The following is a 23,590-nucleotide window of genomic DNA, read 5'->3' on the forward strand; positions in this document are numbered from 1 at the left end:
AGAGCAGTTTTGTAAGCGCTTACAATTTAAAAGGAGGTATTTCTATGACAGAGGTAAGAGGTAATGTAATCGTAGGGCAGTCCGGCGGCCCCACCGCGGTGATTAATTCCAGCCTGGCCGGCGTGTTTAAGACAGCCAAGGACAGGGGAGCCAGGAAGGTATACGGCATGCTTCATGGCATACAGGGACTTCTGCAGGAGCGGTATGTGGATCTGGAGGAGCACATCAAGTCTGATCTGGATATTGAGCTTTTGAAGAGAACGCCCTCCGCGTATCTGGGTTCCTGCCGTTTCAAGCTGCCGGAGATATGTGACGACCGGGAGATATATGATAAGATATTCTCCATCCTGGACAAGCTGGAGGTGGAATACTTCTTCTATATCGGCGGCAATGATTCCATGGACACCATCAAGAAGCTTTCTGACTATTCCCTGTTAAACGGCAGTAAGATTCGCTTCATGGGCGTGCCCAAGACCATTGACAATGACCTGGCAGCCACGGACCATACCCCGGGATACGGAAGCGCGGCCAAGTATATCGGCGCTATTACAAAAGAGGTTATCCGGGACGGCCTTGTATATGACCAGCAGAACGTGACCATCCTGGAGATCATGGGCCGGAACGCGGGCTGGCTCACAGGGGCTGCTGCCCTGGCAAAGGGAGAGGACTGCGAGGGGCCGGACATGCTGTTCCTTCCCGAGGTAACCTTTGACGTGGATTCCTTTATGAAGAAGGTGGAGGAGCTCCATAAGAAGAAAGCATCGGTGGTGGTGGCTGTATCCGAGGGCGTGAAGCTGGCAGACGGCCGGTATGTGTGCGAGCTGACAGACGGCATTGAGTTTGTGGACGCGTTCGGACATAAGCAGCTTACCGGCACAGCCCGGTTCCTGGCAGAAAAAGTCAACCGGGAAGTGGGATGCAAGACAAGGGCCATTGAGTTCAATTCCCTTCAGCGCTGCGCCTCCCATATCGTGTCAAGGGTGGATATTACGGAAGCCTTCCAGGTAGGCGGTGCTGCCGTGAAGGAGGCATTTGAGGGCGAGACCGGCAAGATGGTTATTCTCAAGAGGGTGTCCGACGATCCTTACGTCTGTGTAACGGATATATACGATGTACATAAGGTGGCCAACGTGGAGAAAAAGGTTCCCAGAGAGTGGATTAATGAGGCGGGGGATTATGTGACCGAGGAATTTGTGAACTATATCCGTCCATTGATTCAGGCGGAGCTGACGCCCATTATGACGGATGGCCTGCCACGGCATTTGTATTATACGGATGTGGAGAGAAAGTAGGGATTAGAAGTCTGAGCTGAAGGGGAATGGGGGAAGAGTACGTTCATGAAGAGGCGGGGGGCAGTGCCTGCGCCGTCCCCCGTCTCTCCGGGGACTGGGGAGTTGGCCGCCGGCAGCCGGGCTGATAGGGAGCGGCTGCCGGCAGCGGAATCATCAGTGGTATAGCTTCTTATGTTCATATACCGGCTCAGACGTTAGCTGGACGCCCAGCTTGCTGAATACCTTAATATCTACGTCGGACAACATGACGGATGTGTGGACCTGGCAGCCCCGGAGTTTCGGAAGCTGTGCCAGGGCTTTTTTTGCGGTTTCATCCGTGGCCGCGCTCATGCTCAGGGCAATGAGTACCTCGTCGGTGTGGAGGCGGGGGTTTTTGCTTCCCATGTATTGGGTCTTTAGGGTCTGGATGGGCTCAATAGCCGATGGGGCAATAAGGTGTATATTGTGGGGGATGTCTCCCAGGACCTTAATGGCGTTTAACAGGAGAGCGGCAGAGGCTCCCAACAGGCTGCTGGTCTTGCCTGTGACAATGGTGCCGTCATTTAATTCCATGGCTGCTGCCGGGCCGCCGGATACCTTGGACCGCTCCAGACAGGGCGCAATCACCGCGCGCATGGTGGAGTCAATTTTTGCCTTATTCATTAAAAGGTTGATTTTATAAACTTCGTCGGAAGTCCCTTCCTCCTTGGCCAGACGGTTGAGGGCATGGTAGTAGCGGCGAATGATTTCCTGTTTGGATGCTTCGCAGCAGGCTTCGTCGTCCATGATGCAGAAGCCGGCCATGTTCACACCCATGTCTGTGGGAGATTTGTAGGGGCTTTCTCCGTATATGCCTTCAAAGATGGCGTTTAATACAGGGAAAATGTCCACATCCCGGTTGTAGTTCACCGTGGTTATGCCGTAGGCTTCCAGGTGGTAGGGGTCTATCATATTCACATCGTTTAAATCAGCGGTGGCTGCCTCGTAGGCTAGGTTTACCGGATGCTTTAAAGGAAGATTCCAGATGGGGAAAGTCTCAAATTTGGCGTAGCCGGCCTTGATGCCGCGTTTGTTCTCATGGTACAGCTGGGAGAGACAGGTGGCCATCTTGCCGCTGCCCGGACCCGGAGCCGTGATGATTACCAGGGGGCGGGTGGTCTCAATGTAATCGTTCTTGCCGTAGCCTTCGTCGCTGACAATGAGGGGCACATTGCTGGGGTAGCCTTCGATACAGTAATGGCGGTATACTTTGATGTCACGGTGCTCCAGCTTGGTTTTGAACTGGTCGGCGCCGCTCTGGCCGCTGTACTGGGTGATGACAACGCTTCCCACATAGAGGCCCTTGTCACGGAACTCCTGTATCAGGCGGAGTACATCCTCGTCGTAAGTGATGCCCAGGTCGTGGCGGACCTTGTTCTTTTCAATGTCAGCCGCATTGATGGCAATGAGGATTTCGGCCTGGTCAGCCATTTGAAGGAGCATACGAAGCTTGCTGTCCGGTGCAAAGCCGGGCAGGACCCTGGAGGCGTGGTAGTCGTCAAAAAGCTTTCCTCCGAATTCCAGATACAGCTTGTCTCCGAATTCCCCAATACGCTGTTTGATGTGTTCTGACTGCATGGTTAGGTATTTTTCATTATCAAATCCGATTTTCATTTCTTCTGTAATCTCCCGGTTTTTTATAATCACATACTTTTTTAGTATAGCACAACTTTCAGGCCTTCGCTACAAGGAGTTTTGAGGGGATTATTTGAATATTTATAAGTGATGAATATATCAATGATTAAATATATTAATTTTACTAATTTATTATTTTTGTGTTATGATAGGAACAGATAAAAGGGCAAGGGTCCTTTTTGTGTTGTGTATTAATGAAAAGGTCATGATGAGAGCAGGAGGTTGCTAAATGAGCGTAAGACGAATATTTGTGGAGAAGAAGCCAGCTTATGCAGTAAAGGCAGGGGAGCTTCGTGAAGAACTGGAAAATTATCTGGGCATCCATAATGTGAAAAATGTGCGGGTTTTAATCCGCTATGATATTGAGAATTTGTCAGAGGAGACCTATAAAAAGGCGCTGGTGACCATTTTCTCAGAACCGCCGGTGGACTTGGTTTACGAGGAAGAATTTACCAGGAATCCGGGAGACCTGGTGTTTTCCGTGGAATATCTGCCGGGACAGTTTGACCAGAGGGCGGATTCGGCAGAGCAGTGCGTGAAGCTTCTGAAGGAGGATGAGGAGCCGGTTATCCGGTCCGCCACCACCTATGTGGTTACGGCGCCCCTGACCGCAGAACAGGAGGAGGCGATCAAGAGCTTCTGCATCAATCCGGTGGACAGCCGTCAGGCGGATGAGGAGAAGCCGGAAACCCTGGTGACGGAATTCGAGGTTCCGGAGGATATACTGTATTTTGATGGATTTGCGGATTCTTCAGAGGAGGAGCTGAAAGCTCTTTACGGCACCCTGAACCTGGCCATGACCTTTAAGGACTTCCTTCATATCCAGAATTATTATAAGAAGGAAGAGCACAGGGATCCGTCTGTGACGGAGATCCGTGTGCTGGATACCTATTGGTCGGATCACTGCCGCCATACCACCTTTTCCACAGAGCTTAAAAATGTAAGCTTTACGGACGGCGATTACAGAGAGCCCATGGAGGAAACCTATAAGCAGTACCTGGCTGACCGGGAAGTGATTTATAAGGGAAGGGACGATAAGTACGTGTGCCTTATGGACCTGGCTCTTATGGCTATGAAGAAGCTGAGGAGCGAGGGAAAGCTTCAGGACATGGAAGTTTCTGATGAAATCAATGCATGTAGCATCGTGGTTCCGGTGGAGATTGACGGTGCGACAGAAGAGTGGCTGGTGAATTTTAAGAATGAGACACACAACCATCCCACAGAGATTGAGCCTTTCGGCGGCGCTGCCACCTGTCTGGGAGGAGCGATCCGCGATCCGCTGTCAGGGCGTACCTATGTGTACCAGGCTATGCGCGTTACCGGCGCGGCCGACCCCACCAGGCCTCTTGGGGAGACGCTTAAAGGCAAGCTGCCCCAGAGAAAGATTGTTAACAGCGCAGCCCAGGGATATTCCTCCTACGGCAACCAGATTGGTCTGGCAACCGGTTATGTGAAGGAGATCTATCATCCCGGCTATGTTGCAAAGAGAATGGAAATCGGCGCTGTTATGGGCGCTGCTCCCAGAAAGGATGTTATCCGCGAGACCTCTGATCCGGGGGATATCATCATTCTTTTGGGCGGGCGTACGGGCCGCGACGGAATCGGCGGCGCTACCGGTTCTTCCAAGGTTCACACCACTTCCTCCATCGAGGTATGCGGGGCTGAGGTACAGAAGGGAAATGCGCCCACAGAGCGCAAGATTCAGAGGATGTTCCGCAGGCCTGAGGTCAGCAGAATCATCAAGAAGTGCAATGACTTCGGCGCAGGCGGCGTATCAGTAGCCATCGGAGAGCTGGCTGCCGGCCTTAAGATTGATTTGGACAAGGTTCCCAAGAAATATGCGGGCCTGGACGGCACGGAGATCGCCATTTCCGAGTCCCAGGAGCGTATGGCAGTGGTGGTGGATCCAAAGGATGTGGACCAGTTCCTTGGGTATGCTGCAGAGGAAAACCTGGAGGCAGTGACCGTGGCAGTGGTGACAGAGGAGCCAAGGCTTAAGATGGACTGGCGCGGCAAGACCATTGTGGATCTGAGCAGGGCTTTCTTGGACACCAATGGGGCACATCAGGAGGCGGACGTGACCCTGGAGGTTCCAGGCCGGGCAGGCAACCTGTTTGATAAGGCAGATGTGGCTGACGTCAGGGAAAAATGGCTGGGCATGCTTTCCGATCTGAACGTGTGCTCCCAGAAGGGGCTGGTGGAGCGTTTTGACGGCTCCATCGGTGCAGGCTCCGTGTTCATGCCTTACGGCGGCAGGTATCAGCTGACCGAGACCCAGGCTATGGTGGCTAAACTTCCCGTGCTGAAGGGACATACAGATACTGTTACCATGATGAGTTACGGCTTTGACCCAAGGCTTTCCAGCTGGAGCCCATACCACGGCGCGGTGTACGCAGTGGTTTCCTCCGTTGCAAAGATCGTGGCGGCCGGCGGCGATTACAGCAGGATTCGTTTCACCTTCCAGGAGTATTTCCGAAGGATGAACGAGAACCCATCCAGGTGGAGCCAGCCCTTCTCCGCACTTCTGGGCGCCTACAGCGCACAGCTGGGCTTTGGCCTGCCCTCCATCGGAGGAAAGGACAGCATGTCAGGCACCTTTGACACGGAGGACGGTGAAATCAATGTTCCGCCGACCCTGGTTTCCTTTGCCGTGGATGTGAACAGCCATAAGAATGTGATTACCCCTGAGTTCAAGCGTCCGGGCAGTAAGATTGTTGTGTTCCGGATTGCAAAGAATCAATATGACCTGCCGGACTACAGCCAGGTTATGGACGGGTATGGAAAGATATTTGAAGATATAAAGGCAGGCCGTATTATATCCGCCTATGCGGTGGAGGGCAATGGCCTTGCAGAGGCAGTGAGCAAGATGGCATTCGGCAATAAGCTGGGTGTGAAGATTGAGCACAATGTGGACCCAAGGGATTTCTTTGCCGCTGCATGGGGCGACATTGTGTGCGAGGTGCCGGATGGAATGGTGGGACAGCTGTCCATATCCTATACCGTCATCGGTGAGGTGACCGACAGAGGTGCATTTGAGTACGGAAACGTGACCATTTCCATGGAAGAGGCATTAGACGCGTGGATGACTCCCCTGGAGGACGTGTTCCCAACTGCCGCAGGCAGGGAGGCAAGAGGAGAAGCGGCTGCGCTGGAAGAGAAGCTGTATCACAGCGGCGCAGTGTATGTGTGCGACCATAAAATCGGACAGCCAACCGTATTTATTCCGGTATTCCCGGGAACCAACTGCGAGTATGACAGCGCCAGGGCCTTTGAGCGGTCGGGAGCAAAGGTGGTTACCAGGGTGCTGCGCAACATGAGCGCCGAAGATATCCGCCAGTCTGTGGACGAATACAGAAGAGAGATTGCAAAGGCCCAGATCGTCATGTTCCCGGGCGGATTCTCAGCAGGCGATGAGCCGGAGGGCTCTGCCAAGTTCTTTGCCACTGTATTCCGCAATGCAGTGATGAAGGAAGAAATTGAGAAGCTTCTGGGCGAGAGAGACGGACTGATGCTGGGCATCTGCAACGGCTTCCAGGCCCTGATTAAGCTGGGCCTCCTGCCGGAGGGTGAAATCAAGGAGCAGGGACCGGAGTCACCTACCCTTGCCATGAATACCATTGGCCGCCATGTCTCCAAGATGGTATATACCAAGGTGGTATCCGATAAATCCCCATGGCTGGCCGGGGCCGGACTGGGCAGCGTATACTGCAATCCGGCATCCCACGGAGAGGGCCGTTTCGTTGCCAATGAATCATGGCTTCACAGGCTCTTTGCCAATGGACAGGTGGCAACCCAGTATGTGGACGACCAGGGCAGATGCACCATGGACGAGTACTGGAATCCCAATGGCTCTTATATGGCCATCGAGGGCATCACCAGCCCCGATGGAAGGATTCTGGGCAAAATGGCCCATTCCGAGCGCCGAGGCGAGGCAGTTGCCATGAATATTTACGGAGAGCAGGATATGAAGATATTTGAGTCTGGAGTGAGGTATTTTGGGTTGTAGATGGTTACGCGGACGTGTATAGGCAGTCGCGTCCGCTGTCCTTTCCACGCCAGGGATAGAAAAAAATCTCTGGCTATTGATATTTCGGAGATTCGGAGAAATATTGTCTGGCTGGGATTGACAATTGCACAGATGCTCCAGCAAAGGCCGCATTTCAAGATGAAATCAAGATAATGCGGCCTTGTATATTGATTGGTATGCCGGTAGATTCGGCATGCCATTTTTCTTTTTTATGAGTAGGATATAAATGATGCAGATGCGAAGATACGTTGTGGGTGAGCGGGATGGGGGCGGGGGAGGCGGAGGCATCTACAGGAGCGTTGGTATCACTTGGGATGCGGGAAACGGCTTTAAGATTCAGGCGTACCCTTGTCTGAGCCTGGGAAATGGATTCCAGGCTGAGCCTATAGCGCGAGTTGGGTCGCCTGAATCTTGCTTAAAGCCGTTTTCCGCGGCCTTAGTGATTCCCGCTCCGCAGCCGGCCTCCGCCTCCCCCGCCCCCATCCCGTTCACGGACGGATGCCCCTTCCCCCTTCTGCATCCCTTAAATCCTCTTCTGATACCCAACCCTCAAATCCCCTGCTTCGCTTCCTTCTGTGAGAATCAGGGTGCCGCAGCGGATGTAGCCGCTTTTAGCCAGGGCGCGCTGCATGGCCTGATTGTCAGGATGGGTGTCAATGCGGATATTGCGGATGCCTGATTGGAGGACATACTGTTCTGCCTCTGAAAACAGCCGGGCAGCCAGGCCCCGGCCTTTCAGGGAGTCCTTCACACATACCCGGTGGAATGCAAAGTAGGGCTCCTGGTTCAGCCAGGCCCCGTCTATGGAGGCATAGCTGGCTTCCGGCCCGGGGACAATGGTAATCATCCCGACCACCTGGCCCATGTCCTCAAGAACATGGAGCTGGGACTGAAGAATGGAAGCCTCCATCACCTGGCGGTTGGGCTCCCCCTTCTGCCATTGATCGATATTCCTTGCTTTAAATGATTCCTTGGCCTGGTCCGACATGGCTACAAGCTGGTCCAGGTCTTCTGTGTCTGCAAAACGATATGTCATAAAAGTCCTCCTGTTATAAGATGAAGCGTTCTAAAACTTGCTGCCGGCGCATTGATACAGTCATATCCAGTATACAGTTGCCGGCCCTCTGCGTCAATAAAAGCAGGGGAATGAAGCGTACTTTTCCTGTGGATGTTCCGGGGCAGGATGGTATTGCATTTTGCCGGACGGCTGATTATAATTGTGATATCATATGATTTCGCACAGAGGAAAGGAGCTTAAGTAAGATGAACACTGCATTGACAAGGGAGAGGGCCTTGGAGGCCCTGAAAAAATATAACAGGGAGCCATTCCACATCCTCCACGCCCTTACCGTGGAAGGAGTGATGCGTTGGTTTGCCCAGGACCAGGGATATGGGGAGGAGACGGATTTCTGGGGAACCGCCGGCCTGCTGCACGACATTGACTTTGAGATGTACCCGGAGCAGCACTGCGTTAAGGCTCCGGAGCTTCTGAAGGAAGCAGGAGCGGAGGATGAGCTGATTCATGCCGTGTGCAGCCATGGGTACGGTCTTGTCTCAGATGTGAAGCCGGAGCACCAGATGGAAAAAATTCTGTTTGCGTCGGACGAGCTTACGGGTCTGATTGGGGCTGCGGCCAGGATGCGTCCGTCCGGGAGCGTAATGGACATGGAGGTGTCCAGCCTTAAGAAGAAGTTTAAGGACAAACGCTTTGCGGCAGGATGTTCCAGGGATGTAATCAGGGAAGGGGCCGAGGAACTGGGCTGGACCCTGGAGGAGCTTATGGATAAGACTATCCAGGCTATGCGCTCCTGTGAGGCCGCCGTCAGCGAGGAGATGAAATTATACGAGGCATAACGCCTTCTTAACTGACCTTTGCTTTGCGATGCCTGCAACTGCCCGTTTATCATTTCGACCCCTTCCTTTGATTTGTAAAGAAAATTTATATATATATTGTAAAAAGACATGTAGCGATATATACTTGAGGGGAAATGTTGTGTGAATTTTCTGGAATAAGCGGTAAGTGCCTGACTACGGGCGTCTGGCTGCTTATGAGAAGGAGGGAATGTAATGGTTGCTATGTATTTTGTAGGAGCAGGTTCGCTGATGGCGCTGGTGTTCGCAGCCTTCATGTTTGTGCGGGTCAGGAGAGAGCCTGGAGGGAACCCGGAGATGCTCCGCATATCCGGAGCCGTACAAAAGGGCGCCAATGCGTATCTGAGACGTCAATACAAAGGTGTGGGAATTTTCTTTGCAGCCGTGTTTGTCATCCTGCTAGTGATGGCATTCTGCGGCTTTTTGAGTTTTTTTACGCCCTTTGCATTCCTGACAGGCGGTTTTTTCTCGGGTCTGTCCGGATTTATCGGCATGCGGACAGCCACCATGGCCAACTGCCGGACCGCCCAGGGAGCGTCCCGGAACTTGAACAAGGGACTGAGGGTGGCATTCTCGGCGGGCTCTGTTATGGGGTTTACCGTGGTGGGCTTGGGCCTTCTGGATTTGACTGTGTGGTATTTCATATTGAACATGGCTTTTGGCGCGCTTCCTGATAGCCAGCGGATTGCCCAGATTACGGCCAACATGCTGACCTTTGGCATGGGCGCTTCCAGCATGGCCCTGTTTGCCAGGGTGGGCGGCGGCATCTTTACCAAGGCGGCTGATGTGGGCGCCGACCTGGTGGGTAAGGTGGAGGCCGGAATCCCTGAGGATGACCCGAGAAACCCGGCTGTCATCGCTGACAATGTGGGTGATAATGTGGGCGATGTGGCTGGTATGGGCGCTGATCTGTACGAGTCCTATGTGGGCTCCATCGTATCCACTGCCGCGCTGGCCGTGGCCGCCGGATACGGGGGAAAGGGCGTGGCTGTTCCCATGATGCTGGCTGCTCTGGGAGTGCTGGCGTCTATCCTGGGAACCTTTTTTGTAAAGACAGAGGAGGACGCGTCACAGAAGAATCTTTTAAAGGCTCTGAGGACGGGAACTTACATCAGCGCGGCGCTGGTGGTGGCGGCGGCCTATGCAGCCATCCGTATTCTGCTTCCGGACCACATGGGTATCTATGCGGCCATACTATCGGGGCTGGCCGCCGGTGTGCTGATTGGAGCTGTCACGGAATACTATACGTCTGATACGTATAATCCCACCAGAAAGCTGGCAGCGTCCAGCCGGACAGGAGGGGCCACAGTCATCATCAGCGGTCTTTCCCTGGGCATGCTGTCCACGGTGGCTCCTGTGGTTATTGTGGGCGTATCGGTCCTGATTAGCTATTACTGCTCAGGCGGCAGTGCTGATTTCAATGCAGGGCTTTACGGTGTGGGCGTGTCCGCAGTGGGCATGCTGTCCACCCTGGGCATTACCCTGGCAACCGATGCTTACGGACCGGTTGCCGATAATGCGGGCGGTATTGCAGAGATGACGCACATGCCGGAGGAGGTGCGTCAGAGAACCGATGCACTGGATTCCCTGGGCAACACCACGGCTGCCACAGGCAAGGGATTTGCCATTGGTTCCGCCGCGCTTACGGCCCTGGCCCTGATAGCGTCCTATATTGATAAGGTGAAGCAGATTGACCCGTCCCTGAGCATGGACCTGTCCATCACCAATCCCACGGTGCTCATTGGCCTTTTTATCGGAGGCATGCTGCCGTTCCTGTTTGCGGCCCTTACCATGGAGGCGGTGGGCGAGGCGGCCCAGTCCATAGTGGTGGAGGTGCGCAGGCAGTTCAGGGAAATAAAGGGACTGATGGAGGGAAAGGCAGAGCCGGACTATGGGGCCTGCGTGGATATGTGTACCATTTCGGCCCAGAGGCTGATGGTTGCCCCGGCCATGGTGGCGGTCATCATACCTGTGGCGGTGGGGCTTCTTCTGGGGCCGGAGGGTGTATCCGGACTGCTGGCAGGCAATACGGTTACAGGGTTTGTGCTGGCTGTTATGATGGCAAATGCCGGAGGAGCCTGGGATAACGCAAAAAAATACATAGAGAGCGGGCAGCTGGGAGGAAAGGGCAGTGAGGAACACAAGGCGGCTGTCATAGGCGATACCGTAGGAGACCCGTTTAAGGACACCTCGGGTCCGTCCATCAACATCCTCATAAAGCTGACCAGTATGGTATCCATTGTGTTTGCCGGGCTTATTGTGGCAGTGCATCTACTGTAAAACCGTGAGACGGCGCATGGACATTCTATGAGAAAAAGTCCGCCATAGAAAAACAAATGTCTCCTGTACGCAAATTTTTTCCTTTAAAAGTATTGACATACATAACAAAGTAAGGTATTATTTGCACTTGTAACGCTATACATATAAAGTGGCATTTATTTTATGAAATACGCTCCATATCCGGCGCATAGAAAGAAACAAGGGAGACAGACAAGATGAAAAAAGTGGTGAAGTTCGGCGGAAGTTCATTGGCCAGTGCAAGACAGTTCAAGAAAGTAGCAGATATCATTAAATCTGATAAGTCCAGAAGATACGTGGTCCCTTCCGCACCAGGCAGGCGAAGCGACAAGGATGAGAAGGTGACAGACCTGCTCTATGCCTGTTACGACGCAGTGGCAGAAGGAAGGTCCTATAAGAAAATCCTGGAAAAGATTAAGAGCAGATATATGGATATCATCGACGGCCTGGATTTGAACCTGAACCTGGACCACGAATTTGACAGGATAGAGGAGAATTTTCTGGCAAAGGCAGGACGGGATTACGCTGCTTCCCGCGGGGAATACCTAAACGGCATCGTGGCAGCCAACTTCCTGGGATTTGAGTTTGTGGATGCGGCGGAGGTCATTTTCTTTGATGAAAACGGAAATTTTGAGTCCGAGCACACCAACCGGGAGCTGTCCGAGCGTCTGGAGCATGTGGAGAAGGCTGTTATCCCTGGTTTTTACGGTTCCAAGCCGGATGGAACCATCAAAACATTTTCCAGAGGCGGTTCCGATGTCACGGGCTCTATCGTGGCCAAGGCCATCCACGCGGATATGTACGAGAACTGGACGGATGTGTCCGGCGTTCTGGTGACAGACCCCAGAATCGTGGAGAATCCGGAAGTTATCGAGACCATTACATACAAGGAACTGAGGGAGCTTTCCTACATGGGAGCCAGCGTCCTTCATGAGGATGCCATTTTCCCGGTGCGCAAGGAGGGCATTCCCATCAATATCAGGAACACCAATCGTCCTGAGGACAAGGGCACTCTTATTGTGGAGAGCACCTGCCGCAAGCCGCGTTACACCATCACCGGAATTGCCGGCAAGAAGGGATTCTGCTCCATCAACATAGAGAAGGCCATGATGAATGCCGAGGTTGGGTTTGGGAGAAAGGTGCTCAGCGTGTTTGAACAGTACGGCATCTCCTTTGAGCACATGCCCTCAGGCATTGATACCATGACTGTCTACGTGCACCAGTCGGAATTTGAGGAGTTTGAGCAGTCTGTCATAGCCGGAATCCACAGGGCTGTGGAGCCGGACACCGTGGAACTGGAGTCGGACCTGGCACTGATTGCAGTGGTGGGACGGGGCATGCGCTCCACCAGAGGAACAGCCGGCCGCATCTTTTCCGCCCTGGCCCATGCAAGGGTCAATGTGAAGATGATCGATCAGGGATCCAGTGAGTGGAACATCATCATCGGTGTGGAGAACGATGATTTTGAGACGGCAATCAGGGCCATCTATGATATATTCGTGATCACGGAACTGTAGGCAGTCTGCTTATGGCATAGTACACAGGAAGCTTCGCGGGGTATGATAGCCCTGCGGGGCTTTTTCTGAGGTGAGCCGGAGCATGCCGCTTCTGCCAGGGCTGCCCCCTGTCCCGGCTGCCCCTGCCCAATTTTTCATTTTATTATAGTTGAAAGTGTGATATACTGGATAAAATAGTAAACAAGAAGAGAAGGAGGGGTCCAAATGCTTGAAAAGATTGATTTAAGTAAAAAAGTTGACAAGAAGACTTACCGCAGGGTCATGGACGAGGCGGAAGAGAAGCTGGGGCTTTTGCAGAGGGAGTGTAAGGATGCAGGCATTCCGGTCATTCTGGTGTTTGAGGGAATGGGAGCCGCCGGCAAGGGAGTACAGATTAACCGGCTCATACAGGCCCTGGATCCCAGGGGCTTTGACGTTTATGCCTGCGACCGCCCCACGGAGGACGAGCAGATGCGGCCCTTCCTGTGGCGCTATTGGACAAAGACGCCTGCAAAGGGCAGGATCGCTGTCTTTGACCGCTCCTGGTACCGCAGTGTCCAGGTGGACCGTTTTGACGGTCTTACGCGGGAGGACAAGCTTGGGGATGCGTACCAGGATATTCTGTCCTTTGAAAAACAGCTGTGTGATGACGGTACTGTCATCATGAAGTTTTTCCTGTATATCGACAAGGATGAGCAGAAGAAACGTTTTAAGAAGCTGGAGGGGTCCAAGGAGACCTCCTGGCGGGTGACGGAGGAGGACTGGAACAGGAATAAGGACTTTGACCGTTATCTGAAGATGAATGAGGAGATGCTGGAGAAAACGGATACAGACTATGCTCCCTGGGTCATCATAGAAGCAGTGGACAAGGATTATGCTGCCCTTAAAATCGTCAGCACGGTTATGGACCGCCTGGAGTATGAGTTGGAGCACCGCAGGCCGGAAGACGAAAAAACGGCGCAAAGGCAGGAATCCAAGACCAGGGAGCGGTTTAAAAACGGCGTGCTGTCCGGAATCGACCTCTCAAAGAGCCTTACGGAGGAGGAGTATAAGACCCGGCTGAAAAAGCTTCAGAAGCGACTGGCAGAGCTTCACAGCGAACTTTACCGCCTCAGAATTCCGGTTGTCATCGGTTTTGAGGGATGGGATGCCGGAGGCAAGGGCGGAGCCATCAAACGTCTGACCAGCAATCTGGATCCCAGGGGCTACAGGGTGAATCCAACAGCGGCTCCCAATGACATTGAGAAGGTCCACCACTATCTGTGGCGGTTCTGGAACAGTGTGCCAAAGGCAGGCCATATCGCCATCTTTGACCGCACCTGGTATGGAAGGGTCATGGTGGAGCGGATTGAAGGATTCTGTTCGGAGGCCGAGTGGAGACGGGCCTACCAGGAAATCAACGAGATGGAATCCCATATGGCCAATGCCGGAGCAGTGGTTCTTAAATTCTGGCTCCACATTGACAAGGATGAGCAGGAGCGCAGATTCAGGGAGCGTCAGGCCAATCCTGCCAAGCAGTGGAAGATTACGGATGAGGACTGGCGCAACCGTGAGAAATGGGACCAGTATGAGGAAGCGGTCAACGAGATGCTCATACGTACTTCCACCACCTACGCCCCATGGATTGTGGTGGAGGGCAATGACAAACGATATGCCAGGGTAAAGGTCCTCCAGACTGTGGTGGATGCCCTGGAAAAGAAAGTAAAGGAAGTAAAGACAGACAAATGAGTGAGACGAACCATGTAATTGTAATTGGCGCAGGGGCGGCCGGTATGCTGGCCGCCATAGCTGCCGCCAGGGAAGGCGCTGCCGTGGAGCTGTGGGAGCAGAACGAAAAGCCGGGCAAAAAGCTGTTTATCACAGGCAAAGGCCGGTGCAATGTGACCAATGCCTGCGATATGGAGGAGCTGCTGGGCTCCGTGGTGAGCAATTCCAAATTCCTGTACAGCAGTTTTTACGGTTTTACAAACCAGGACATGATGGATTTGCTGGAACAGGCAGGGCTTCGCCTGAAGGTGGAGCGGGGAAACCGGGTATTTCCCCAGTCCGACAAGTCGTCAGACGTCATCAGCGCCCTGTCCGCCCTTTTAAGGCAGGCAGGAGTCAGGGTGTGCCTGAATCAGAAGGCGGAGGGACTGGCGGTGGAGGAGGGCGTGTGCAAGGGGGTACGGTGCGGCGGCAGGATACAGACAGCCGACCGTGTTATCGTAGCTACCGGAGGTCTGTCCTATCCCACCACCGGCTCCACCGGGGACGGTCTTAAATGGGCTGCGGACAGCGGCCACAGACTTACGGAGCTTTCACCGGCCCTGGTTCCCTTTGAGGTGAAGGAGACAGAGACGGTCAAGGAGCTGCAGGGCCTTTCCCTTAAAAATATAGAGGCAGCTGTCTATGACGGAAAAAAGGAGCTGTACCGGGAGTTTGGGGAAATGCTGTTCACCCATTTCGGGGTCAGCGGCCCTGTGCTCCTAAGCGCCAGCTCCTTCTGCGCCAAGGCCATAAGGAAGAGGCCTCTGCGCCTGGTGATTGACCTGAAGCCGGCCTTGTCATGGGAGCAGCTGGACGAGCGCATCCTCAGGGATTTTTCCGACAGCAGGAACAAGCAGTTTAAGAATGCCCTGAACCACCTCTATCCGTCAAAGCTGATTCCGGTTATCATTGACCGCAGCAGCGTGGACCCGGATAAGAAGGTGAATGAGATCACCAGGGAGGAACGGCGCGGACTGGCAGAGGCAACCAAGGCCCTGGAGTTTACCCTGACCGGCCTCAGAGGCTATAAGGAAGCTATCATAACCCAGGGCGGCATATCGGTAAAGGACGTAAATCCATCCACCATGGAGTCCAAGAAGATTCAGGGCCTGTATTTTGCAGGGGAGATACTGGATTTAGACGCGGTGACCGGCGGCTTTAACCTTCAGATTGCCTGGTCTACGGGCTGGGCGGCCGGAAAGGCTGCGTCGTCATAGCGCCGGGAACAGCGGAGGCTGCCCGCAGGGCGGAATACATGAGTACCATATAGTTACATGAGTTTAATAAAATCATATGAGTACAATCAATTCACATGAAAACAGGACAGGAGAGAATGCAACACATGGAGTATTTCAATATTGCCATTGATGGTCCGGCCGGCGCCGGCAAAAGCACCATCGCAAAGCTGGCTGCCAAAAGGCTGGGGTTTGTATATGTGGATACGGGAGCCATGTACCGTTCCATGGCCCTGTATTTTATCAGGCAGGGTATATCGCCGGAGGATGAGGAGGCCATAGCCGGGGCCTGCGGCCAGGTGGAGGTTACCATCCGCTATGCGGACGGAGTCCAGCAGGTTATTTTAAACGGAGAGGATGTATCGGGACTGATCCGGTCAGAGGAGGTGGGGCGCATGGCTTCCGCCACCTCTGTGTACAGGCCGGTCAGGGAGAAACTGGTCCAGCTCCAGAAGCAGCTGGCCAGGGAGGCAGATGTAATCATGGACGGCCGGGATATCGGCACCTGCGTGCTGCCGGACGCGCCGGCTAAGATTTATCTGACTGCTTCCGTGGAAATCCGCGCCAGACGCCGGTTCAGGGAACTGGAGGAAAAGGGAACAGCCTGCGATATCAGGGAGATTGAGAAGGACATAGAGGAGAGGGATTACCGGGACATGCACCGGGAGAACTCGCCTTTAAGGCAGGCAGAGGACGCTGTGCTCCTGGATTCCTCCCACATGACCATCGAACAGGTGGTGGACTCCATCATACGCATAGCCAGGGAGCGGGGGTATGAGGGATAACCATGGACAGGAAAGTTACAGTTGCAAAGAGCGCCGGCTTCTGTTTTGGCGTGGAACGGGCAGTGGACCAGGTCTATGAACAGATAGAAGCCGTGAAGAACAAAAAGGCATCCGGCCCCATCTACACCTACGGTCCCATTATCCACAATGAGGAAGTGGTCAGGGATTTGTCGGATAAGGGGGTCATGGTCCTGGAGACAGAGGAGGAGCTGAGGGCCCTTCCAAGAAACCAGGGAACGGTCATCATCCGCTCCCACGGCGTCAGCAGGCATGTTTATGAGATATTGAAGGAGAGGAATGTGGCTGTGGTGGATGCCACCTGTCCCTTTGTAAAGAAAATCCACCGCATTGTTGCGGAGCACAGCGCGGCCGGGGAGGCGGTGGTAATCATCGGAAGCCCGGACCATCCGGAGGTGGAAGGAATTAAGGGATGGGGGAACGAACATACTACGGTTATAATGGATGGGGAGGGGGTAGATAACTACCGTCTGCCCGAGGGCCGAAAGTTATGTATCGTGTCCCAAACGACATTTAATTACAACAAATTTAAAGAATTAGTTGAAAAATTTTTAAAAAAGGGTTATGATAGTAGTGTTTTAAATACGATTTGCAATGCAACACAGGAAAGACAAGTGGAGGCAGCAAGAATTGCTTCGCAGGTGGACGCTATGATTGTGATTGGCGGCAGGCATTCTTCCAACACCCAGAAGCTTTACGAGATATGCCTCAAGGAGTGTAAAGACACCTTTTACATTCAGACACTCGGCGATTTAGATCCTGACAGTGTATCTTCTGTGCGCAGCGTAGGTATTACAGCTGGGGCATCCACCCCAAGAAAAATTATTGAGGAGGTTCATACCAGAATGGCAGAGCAGAGTTTTGCAGAGTTATTAAAGGAAGAGGAAGAATCAACCAAACCAATACGTACAGGAGAGATAGTCACCGGTCAGGTCATCGAAGTCAGCAAAGATGAGATAATACTGAGTATTGCAGGTAATAAGTCCGAGGGAGTTATCACCCGTGACGAATACAGCAACGACAGCAACGTGGATTTGACCACAAAAGTACAGATTGGTGAAGAGATGGAGGCCAAGGTCATTAAGCTTAATGACGGCGTAGGCATGGTTTCCTTATCCTATAAGCGTATGGCAGCTGACAGAGGCAATAAGCGTCTGGAAGAGGCATTTGAGAACCAGGAGGTTCTGACAGCAAAGGTAGCACAGGTATTAGACGGCGGTTTAAGCGTTGAGGTTGAGGGCGCAAGGGTATTTATCCCGGCCAGCCTTGTATCTGACAGCTATGAGAAGGACCTGTCCAAGTATGCAGGACAGGATATTGATTTTGTTATCACAGAATTCAATCCTAAGAGAAGAAGAATCATCGGCGACAGGAAACAGCTTCTGGTTGCACAGAAGGCGAAGCTGAAAGAAGAACTGTTCGCAAGAATCCAGCCAGGCGATACCGTTGACGGAACCGTTAAGAACGTAACCGACTTCGGCGCATTCATTGATTTGGGCGGTGCAGACGGACTTCTTCATATTTCCGAGATGAGCTGGGGCCGTGTTGAGAATCCTAAGAAGGTATTCAAGGCAGGGGATCAGGTAAGGGTACTGATTAAGGATATCCAGGGAGAGAAAATTGCCCTGAGCCTTAAGTTCCCGGAGGCTAATCCATGGGTCAACGCAGCTGACAAGTATGCGGTTGGCAACGTGGTATACGGCCGTGTGGCACGTATGACTGATTTCGGCGCGTTTGTTGAGCTGGAGCCAGGTGTGGACGCACTGCTTCATGTTTCTCAGATTTCCAGGGAGCATGTTGAAAAGCCTGCTGATGTTTTAAGAATTGGCCAGGAGATTGAGGCAAGAGTGGTAGACTTTAACGAGGCTGACCACAAGATCAGCTTAAGCATCAAGGCTATGCTGGCACCTGCTGCACAGGATGCGGATGTGGCTGACGTGGACATTGATGCCATGTCACAGTACACAGAAGAATAAGATTTGAATTCATGAGGACTGGTTATGGGCTTTGGCCCATAACCGGTTTTTTTGCTTAAATGCTGTTTGTCTCCAGAACGGCTTGTGAGGATGCATGGTTCCGTGCTATACTGGAACAAAAAAGAAAAGCGCTGGTCTGGCAGGCCGGAGCGTCTATTTCATGGCTGGGTTCAGAAGCAGGGATGCCTCGAATATTCCGTTGCTGTAATCGAATTTCAGTATGCCGTGATACCGTTCCACCAGATAACGCACAGAGGTAGTACCGGTGCCCATGTCCTCCCGTTTGGATGAAAGAAAACGTCCGTCCTTCATACGTATGAGATGGGAATAGGTGTTCTGTATGGACAGGGCAATCATGGATTCGCCGGCCTGTCCGATGTTGATGGTGATGGAGGGCGTTCCCTGGGTCTGCCTTTGGCATGCCTCCACTGCATTGGAGAGAAGGTTGCCCAGGATAGTGCAGAAGTCTATCTCCGGCACAGGAAGGCTCTGAGGCAGGCAAATGGAGGAGTTTACTGCGATACCCTGGGACTGGGCTGTTTGTATGTAGTAATTGAGCAGCGCGTTGGAGGAAGGATTCTGACAGTACTGGGTGGTGTCCAGGGTTGCATAGGTGCCCAGATAGTCATTTATGTATTCCAGGGCAAACTCTGTCTCCTTCTGCTCCAAAAGCCCCTTGAGCGTGATGAGATGATGGCGGTAATCGTGGCGCGCTTTTTTGAATTGTTCCAGATTATACTGGAGCGTGGCCATCTGGGATTTCTGGACACTGGCCAGCAGCCGGGTAGTCCGATACTGCTCCTTGGCCGCATAGCTTTCAGACAGCCGGGACAGAATCCTCAGACTCACATAGTGGACCGTGTAGATACAGGCAAACCAGCAGACAGCAAAAAAAATCATGTCAGGATGATGCTGAAGCATACGTGCGGGTGCCAGTGAACGGGATGCCAGGCGGAACATGATGAAAAAGAGCACCGGGATGGCGGCCAGATATTTCCAGACCGGAAGAAGCCGTGTGTATTCCACTGCTTTGGTCAGATATTTGTGCAGGATGTAATAGGCCACCCAGACCATGAGAAACAGAAAAATAAGATTGCTTAATAATTTGTCTCCTGTGATAAGGGAACTGCTCTTATTAAGGGAAGCAGAGGCATTGGACAGGTCCGCGCAGTATCCGGCGGTATCCGTGAAGTTCTTAAAAAGGAAAAGGGAATAGATATTCACAGGCCAGTCTGTGCGCACCATCCATTTACAGACAAGTATGTTGGTGGTCATGGTGGTGCAGGACCACGCCAGCTCCAGCCAGGGCCGGGACAGGAAAGGGCTGAAGCATGTAAGGCCTAAAAAGTATACAAAAAACAGGTATCCCATAAGAATACCTGTAGTTTTTGACATAGAGTACCGCCATTCCCTTCGGAATACCGCCAAAAAGGGAACGATAATGAATATGATTTCGGCCAAAATCACACTTATCAGCTGTATCTGTGCAAAGCTCATCCTATGCCTCCGTTTAACTTGGAGAACTGGTAATCTGCATACTGCTGGTGAATCTGCGACCGCATGGTCCTGGTAATAGGCAGATGCTCTCCGGTTGTCAAAATGAACTCTGATTTCTCCATAGAAAAAACCTTGTCCATATTGATGATGCAATTCCGGTAGCAGCATATGAACTGGGAGTATATAAGGAGCATACCGGAAAAATCTTCAAACCGCATGTAAGTGCGGACCGTCTTATCTGGAAGATGGATTTGTATGTAGTGGTTTGAATAATCGGTGTAAAGGATAGAGTCAATGGGAATCTTCTGCATGATGCGGCTTTCCTTTACCTCTATATAATGACTCTGCTTCCTGCGGGATACAGACAAAAAATACTCCATGGTCTGGCTGAACTTGTCGTAGCGGATAGGCTTTACCATGTAATCCAGCGCACGGACCTCATATCCCTTCAGGGCAAAATCGGTGCTGCTGGTGGTGAACACGATGGTACAGGAATCATCATCCCTGCGGACCCTTTCAGCGATTCTGATACCGGAGGTCTCATTCCGGAGAAAAATATCTATGAATATAAGGTCAAAGCTGCCTCTTTGCCAGCAGCGAAGGAAGTCGGCGGCGGTATTGAAGATGGTCGTCTGCTGGCAGGTATGTGTGTCGGAGCAATAGGTGGATATAAAGCCGGCTAACTGACGGGCCTCATCTATCGAGTCGTCGATGACTGCAATGTTCACGGTGCCCTTCCTTTCTTTATGTATGGTTACAGGGTAACAAAAGGTTTATAAATTATCCTGTAACGGTACGTTATGAAACAATCCATATAGGTTCAGTATAATATACAACAAATTAAATTGCAAGGGCAATTGGAATAAGTTGTAAGCGCGGTATAGGCAGGCCCCTGCCTGGGTATAATCCATTTGTACTTAATTTGTATCAGCAAGAAAGGAGCAAGAACCTACATGGGAAAGTCTAAGAAGAATGAGGCATTTGATCCTCATAATCTGAGTGCGCAGGACCAGCTTAAATTTGAGATTGCCCAGGAACTGGGGTTGGACGCAAAGGTCATGGAGGGAGGATGGAGGAGCCTGACAGCCAAGGAAAGCGGCAAGATAGGAGGCCTTATCACAAAGCGCAAACGGGAACTTAAGAAAGAGGCATTGCAGCAGGAATAATTTTCCGATATACTGTTTTATATCTGTAATCAGGAATAATACAAAGGAGACGGGAATGAAGATAGGTATGATTTGTTTTACGGCAAGAGGCACTGCAATATGCCGCCTTCTGTGCCGCCGGTTCAGGGATACAGGGACAGAGTGCACGGGATATGTGCCGCAGCGCTTCTGGAAGCCGGAATGGGAGGCGGAGGGAATCAAGCCTCAGGACAAGTCCCTTTCGGAATGGACCGGATCCATGTTTGGACAGAAGAGGGCGCTGGTGTTTATCGGGGCGGCCGGCATTGCAGTCAGGGCCATTGCGCCCTTTGTCCGGGATAAGATGACAGATCCCCCTGTGGTGGCGGTTGACGAAGCCGGGCATTTCTGCATCCCCCTGCTGTCAGGACATGTGGGAGGTGCAAATGAGCTGGCTGAAAGAATGGCGTGCTGGCTTCAGGGAATACCGGTCATAACCACTGCCACGGATATCAATGGCATCTTTGCGGTGGATGTCTTTGCGGCCCGAAGGGGCCTTTGTATAACAGACAGAAAAAAGGCCAAAGAAATTTCTGCCTGGCTGCTGGATGGCGGGAAGGTGGGATTTTTCTGCGATTCGGAGTGCCGCAGGGCGGAGGGCGCGTCTGGAGCCGGAACCACAAAAAACGGGAGTTCAGGCAGAGGAGCAGAGAACGTTGGGGATGGTACTGAGGGCATATGCAGGCATAATATATGTATGAACAGCGTGTGCAGGCATAACATATGGATCACATTCCGAAACAGTGAAAGGCCCTCCCATTCTCCGGACAGGGAAGCGGTCTTTCTCCGCCTGGTTCCAAAGGTGGCAGTGGTAGGGGTGGGATGCAGGAAGGGAACCCCGCCGGATATCCTGGAAGGCTGTGTCCTGGAAGCGCTGGAAAGAGGAGGCATTGACCCGGCGGCGGTAAAGGCATTATCCACCATAGACATAAAGGCAGGGGAAGAGGCGGTAACCAGGCTGGCCCGCAGGTACGGGTGGGAGCTGCGTACATTTACATCCAGGGAGCTGCTGGCTGTGGAAGGAGAGTTTCAGGAATCTGATTTTGTAAGATCCGCAGTGGGTGTGGGCAATGTCTGCGAAAGGTCCTGTACAGCCAGGGGAGGAAGACTTTTAATACATAAGCAGGCCGGAAAAGGGGTGACGGTGGCGGCAGCCATAGAGCCGGTTGCAGGGAAATTAGACATTGAGAAATGCAGTTGGATATGATATACTTTTCCATAGTTTAAAAGTCAGATGTTGGACAGCAGGTGAGACTATGGGAGATTCGTACATCTATAAGAATCAGAAAAAATTGAGATGGGGATACACCACAGGTACTTGTGCGGCAGCGGCTTCCTTGGCAGCTGCCGTTATGTTGTTGCGGGGCAGGAGAATGGAGCAGGTGTCCCTGACAACGCCAAAGGGAGTCCGGCTGGACCTGGAGGTGGAGGAAATGGAGACGGGGGAGAACTGTGTCTGCTGCGGTGTCAGAAAGGATGCAGGTGACGACCCGGATGTGACGGACGGGCTTATGGTGTATTCACAGGTCCGGCTGCCGGATGCGGACAGCGGCGGCGCCGGAGATGCGAGAGAGGCCGGAGATAACACAGAGGCCGGAGATGACAGAAATGCCTGTGGGGATTATGTGTATGAGAAAGACGGATTGCGGCTGATTTTATCCGGAGGAGTGGGAGTGGGAAGGGTAACCCAGTGCGGTTTGAGCTGCGAAGTGGGAAAAGCTGCCATTAACCCGGTCCCCAGGCAGATGATATTTGAACAGGTGGCCGGTGTGTGCCGGGAATCTGGTTTTAAGGGAGTGCTTTCCATTGAAATCCGTGTGCCGGAAGCCCTGAAGGTGGCGGATAAGACCTTTAACAGCCGTTTGGGAATCCAGGGAGGTATATCCATACTGGGGACCAGCGGAATGGTGGAGCCCATGAGCGAGACAGCCCTCCTTGATACCATCCGGCTGGAACTGAGACAGAGGATCCGAAAAGGGGAGAAGAACCTTCTGGTGACACCGGGAAATTACGGTGAGAGCTTTGTGGGCACTGTACTTGGCCTTGGCCTTGGGCAGGCCGTGAAATGCAGCAATTTCATAGGCAGTACCATTGACATGGCGGTGGAAGAGGGGGCTGAGTCCATGCTGCTTATTGGCCATGGAGGAAAGTTAATCAAGCTGGCAGCCGGTATTATGAATACCCATTCCTCCTGGGCAGACGGGAGAATGGAAATCCTGGCAGCCCACGGAGCTGCCTGCGGCGCAAAAAGAGAGCTGGTGGAACAGATTATGGAAGCAGTGACCGTGGACGAGGGGCTGCGCCTTTTAGAGACAGAGGACGGCCTGCGTGAGCAGGTGATGAAGCGGGTGATGGCGCGGCTGGAGCAGCATGTGAAACGGCGGGCCGGCGGACGTCTGAGGGCAGAGGTTATTGTATTTACCAATGAGCGCGGGATACTTGGGGCAACCACCGGCGCAGATGATATGTTATTGTACTTTACGAACAGATTAAGAAATAGATGAAAGG

The 23,590-nt window shown here is 52.6% G+C and carries 16 protein-coding genes; 12 read left to right on the forward strand and 4 right to left on the reverse strand.

The annotated features are described in order from the left end of the window. Positions 1-44: 44 nt before the first annotated feature. Positions 45-1,292 carry a 6-phosphofructokinase gene (locus CGC65_RS12755; protein WP_002567264.1) on the forward strand — a complete coding sequence of 416 codons (1,248 nt, stop codon included), beginning with the start codon at positions 45-47 and terminating at the stop codon, positions 1,290-1,292. 153 nt (positions 1,293-1,445) lie between these two features. On the opposite strand, the gene CGC65_RS12760 is transcribed toward CGC65_RS12755, so the two are convergent. After that, entirely contained in the window at positions 1,446-2,924 is a 1,479-nt protein-coding gene (locus tag CGC65_RS12760; RefSeq protein WP_002567265.1) for a DUF1846 domain-containing protein, read from the reverse strand. 250 nt (positions 2,925-3,174) lie between these two features. Between CGC65_RS12760 and CGC65_RS12765 the strand changes: the two genes are divergently transcribed. After that, on the forward strand, positions 3,175-6,951 hold the full coding sequence (locus tag CGC65_RS12765; protein WP_002567266.1) for a phosphoribosylformylglycinamidine synthase: 3,777 nt from the start codon (positions 3,175-3,177) through the stop codon (positions 6,949-6,951). Between the two features lie 544 nt (positions 6,952-7,495). Here the strand turns inward: CGC65_RS12765 and CGC65_RS12770 are convergent. Further along, complete coding sequence (locus CGC65_RS12770; RefSeq protein WP_002567268.1) at positions 7,496-8,008, reverse strand: GNAT family N-acetyltransferase; 513 nt, start codon at positions 8,006-8,008, stop codon at positions 7,496-7,498. 227 nt (positions 8,009-8,235) lie between these two features. Between CGC65_RS12770 and CGC65_RS12775 the strand changes: the two genes are divergently transcribed. The 7 genes from CGC65_RS12775 (at position 8,236) to CGC65_RS12805 (ending at position 18,401) form a co-directional block, all read left to right on the forward strand. Next, complete coding sequence (locus CGC65_RS12775; RefSeq protein ID WP_002567269.1) at positions 8,236-8,826, forward strand: hypothetical protein; 591 nt, start codon at positions 8,236-8,238, stop codon at positions 8,824-8,826. Positions 8,827-9,039: 213 nt separating this feature from the next. Next, entirely contained in the window at positions 9,040-11,124 is a 2,085-nt protein-coding gene (locus CGC65_RS12780; protein ID WP_002567270.1) for a sodium-translocating pyrophosphatase, read from the forward strand. 215 nt (positions 11,125-11,339) lie between these two features. Then, entirely contained in the window at positions 11,340-12,659 is a 1,320-nt protein-coding gene (locus CGC65_RS12785; RefSeq protein WP_002567271.1) for an aspartate kinase, read from the forward strand. A gap of 204 nt (positions 12,660-12,863) precedes the next feature. Then, positions 12,864-14,366, forward strand: coding sequence for a polyphosphate:AMP phosphotransferase (gene pap, locus CGC65_RS12790; protein ID WP_002567272.1), 1,503 nt, complete (start codon positions 12,864-12,866; stop codon positions 14,364-14,366). Then, a complete protein-coding gene (locus tag CGC65_RS12795; RefSeq protein WP_002567273.1) occupies positions 14,363-15,604 on the forward strand; it encodes a BaiN/RdsA family NAD(P)/FAD-dependent oxidoreductase in 1,242 nt (413 codons plus the stop codon). Before pap ends, CGC65_RS12795 begins: the two co-directional genes overlap by 4 nt. Before the next feature lie 125 nt (positions 15,605-15,729). Then, a complete protein-coding gene (cmk, locus tag CGC65_RS12800) occupies positions 15,730-16,407 on the forward strand; it encodes a (d)CMP kinase (RefSeq protein ID WP_002567274.1) in 678 nt (225 codons plus the stop codon). 2 nt (positions 16,408-16,409) lie between these two features. Beyond that, the gene (locus tag CGC65_RS12805; protein WP_002567275.1) at positions 16,410-18,401 is read left to right on the forward strand and encodes a bifunctional 4-hydroxy-3-methylbut-2-enyl diphosphate reductase/30S ribosomal protein S1; all 1,992 of its coding nucleotides are present in this window, start codon (positions 16,410-16,412) and stop codon (positions 18,399-18,401) included. 153 nt (positions 18,402-18,554) lie between these two features. Here CGC65_RS12805 and CGC65_RS12810 read toward each other — a convergent pair whose 3' ends face one another. Both CGC65_RS12810 and CGC65_RS12815 read right to left on the reverse strand, forming a co-directional pair. Beyond that, the gene (locus CGC65_RS12810) at positions 18,555-19,898 is read right to left on the reverse strand and encodes a sensor histidine kinase (RefSeq protein WP_002567276.1); all 1,344 of its coding nucleotides are present in this window, start codon (positions 19,896-19,898) and stop codon (positions 18,555-18,557) included. Continuing rightward, a complete protein-coding gene (locus CGC65_RS12815) occupies positions 19,895-20,626 on the reverse strand; it encodes a LytR/AlgR family response regulator transcription factor (RefSeq protein WP_002567277.1) in 732 nt (243 codons plus the stop codon). Before CGC65_RS12815 ends, CGC65_RS12810 begins: the two co-directional genes overlap by 4 nt. A gap of 225 nt (positions 20,627-20,851) precedes the next feature. On the opposite strand from CGC65_RS12815, the gene CGC65_RS12820 reads away from it, so the two are divergent. The 3 genes from CGC65_RS12820 to cbiD are packed head-to-tail and all read left to right on the forward strand — an operon-like array spanning position 20,852 to position 23,586. Further along, the gene (locus CGC65_RS12820) at positions 20,852-21,064 is read left to right on the forward strand and encodes a small, acid-soluble spore protein, alpha/beta type (RefSeq protein WP_002567278.1); all 213 of its coding nucleotides are present in this window, start codon (positions 20,852-20,854) and stop codon (positions 21,062-21,064) included. Positions 21,065-21,119: 55 nt separating this feature from the next. Next, positions 21,120-22,289 (forward strand): cobalt-precorrin 5A hydrolase, encoded by a 1,170-nt coding sequence (locus CGC65_RS12825; protein ID WP_002567279.1) that lies wholly within the window; start codon positions 21,120-21,122, stop codon positions 22,287-22,289. A 49-nt stretch (positions 22,290-22,338) separates the two neighbouring features. After that, positions 22,339-23,586, forward strand: coding sequence for a cobalt-precorrin-5B (C(1))-methyltransferase CbiD (gene cbiD / locus CGC65_RS12830; protein WP_002567280.1), 1,248 nt, complete (start codon positions 22,339-22,341; stop codon positions 23,584-23,586). Positions 23,587-23,590: the final 4 nt, after the last annotated feature.

Source organism: Enterocloster bolteae (genome assembly GCF_002234575.2).
Lineage (GTDB): Bacteria > Bacillota > Clostridia > Lachnospirales > Lachnospiraceae > Enterocloster > Enterocloster bolteae.

Bases quoted from the DNA above. Each gene is read 5' to 3' on its own strand.
- CGC65_RS12755 (WP_002567264.1), top strand. From the start codon at position 45: ATGACAGAGGTAAGAGGTAATGTAATCGTAGGGCAGTCCGGCGGCCCC.
- CGC65_RS12810 (WP_002567276.1), bottom strand. From the start codon at position 19,898: ATGAGCTTTGCACAGATACAGCTGATAAGTGTGATTTTGGCCGAAATC.
- CGC65_RS12775 (WP_002567269.1), top strand. From the start codon at position 8,236: ATGAACACTGCATTGACAAGGGAGAGGGCCTTGGAGGCCCTGAAAAAA.
- CGC65_RS12805 (WP_002567275.1), top strand. From the start codon at position 16,410: ATGGACAGGAAAGTTACAGTTGCAAAGAGCGCCGGCTTCTGTTTTGGC.
- CGC65_RS12760 (WP_002567265.1), bottom strand. From the start codon at position 2,924: ATGAAAATCGGATTTGATAATGAAAAATACCTAACCATGCAGTCAGAA.
- CGC65_RS12795 (WP_002567273.1), top strand. From the start codon at position 14,363: ATGAGTGAGACGAACCATGTAATTGTAATTGGCGCAGGGGCGGCCGGT.
- CGC65_RS12765 (WP_002567266.1), top strand. From the start codon at position 3,175: ATGAGCGTAAGACGAATATTTGTGGAGAAGAAGCCAGCTTATGCAGTA.
- CGC65_RS12825 (WP_002567279.1), top strand. From the start codon at position 21,120: ATGAAGATAGGTATGATTTGTTTTACGGCAAGAGGCACTGCAATATGC.
- CGC65_RS12770 (WP_002567268.1), bottom strand. From the start codon at position 8,008: ATGACATATCGTTTTGCAGACACAGAAGACCTGGACCAGCTTGTAGCC.
- CGC65_RS12785 (WP_002567271.1), top strand. From the start codon at position 11,340: ATGAAAAAAGTGGTGAAGTTCGGCGGAAGTTCATTGGCCAGTGCAAGA.
- pap (WP_002567272.1), top strand. From the start codon at position 12,864: ATGCTTGAAAAGATTGATTTAAGTAAAAAAGTTGACAAGAAGACTTAC.
- cmk (WP_002567274.1), top strand. From the start codon at position 15,730: ATGGAGTATTTCAATATTGCCATTGATGGTCCGGCCGGCGCCGGCAAA.
- cbiD (WP_002567280.1), top strand. From the start codon at position 22,339: ATGGGAGATTCGTACATCTATAAGAATCAGAAAAAATTGAGATGGGGA.
- CGC65_RS12820 (WP_002567278.1), top strand. From the start codon at position 20,852: ATGGGAAAGTCTAAGAAGAATGAGGCATTTGATCCTCATAATCTGAGT.
- CGC65_RS12780 (WP_002567270.1), top strand. From the start codon at position 9,040: ATGGTTGCTATGTATTTTGTAGGAGCAGGTTCGCTGATGGCGCTGGTG.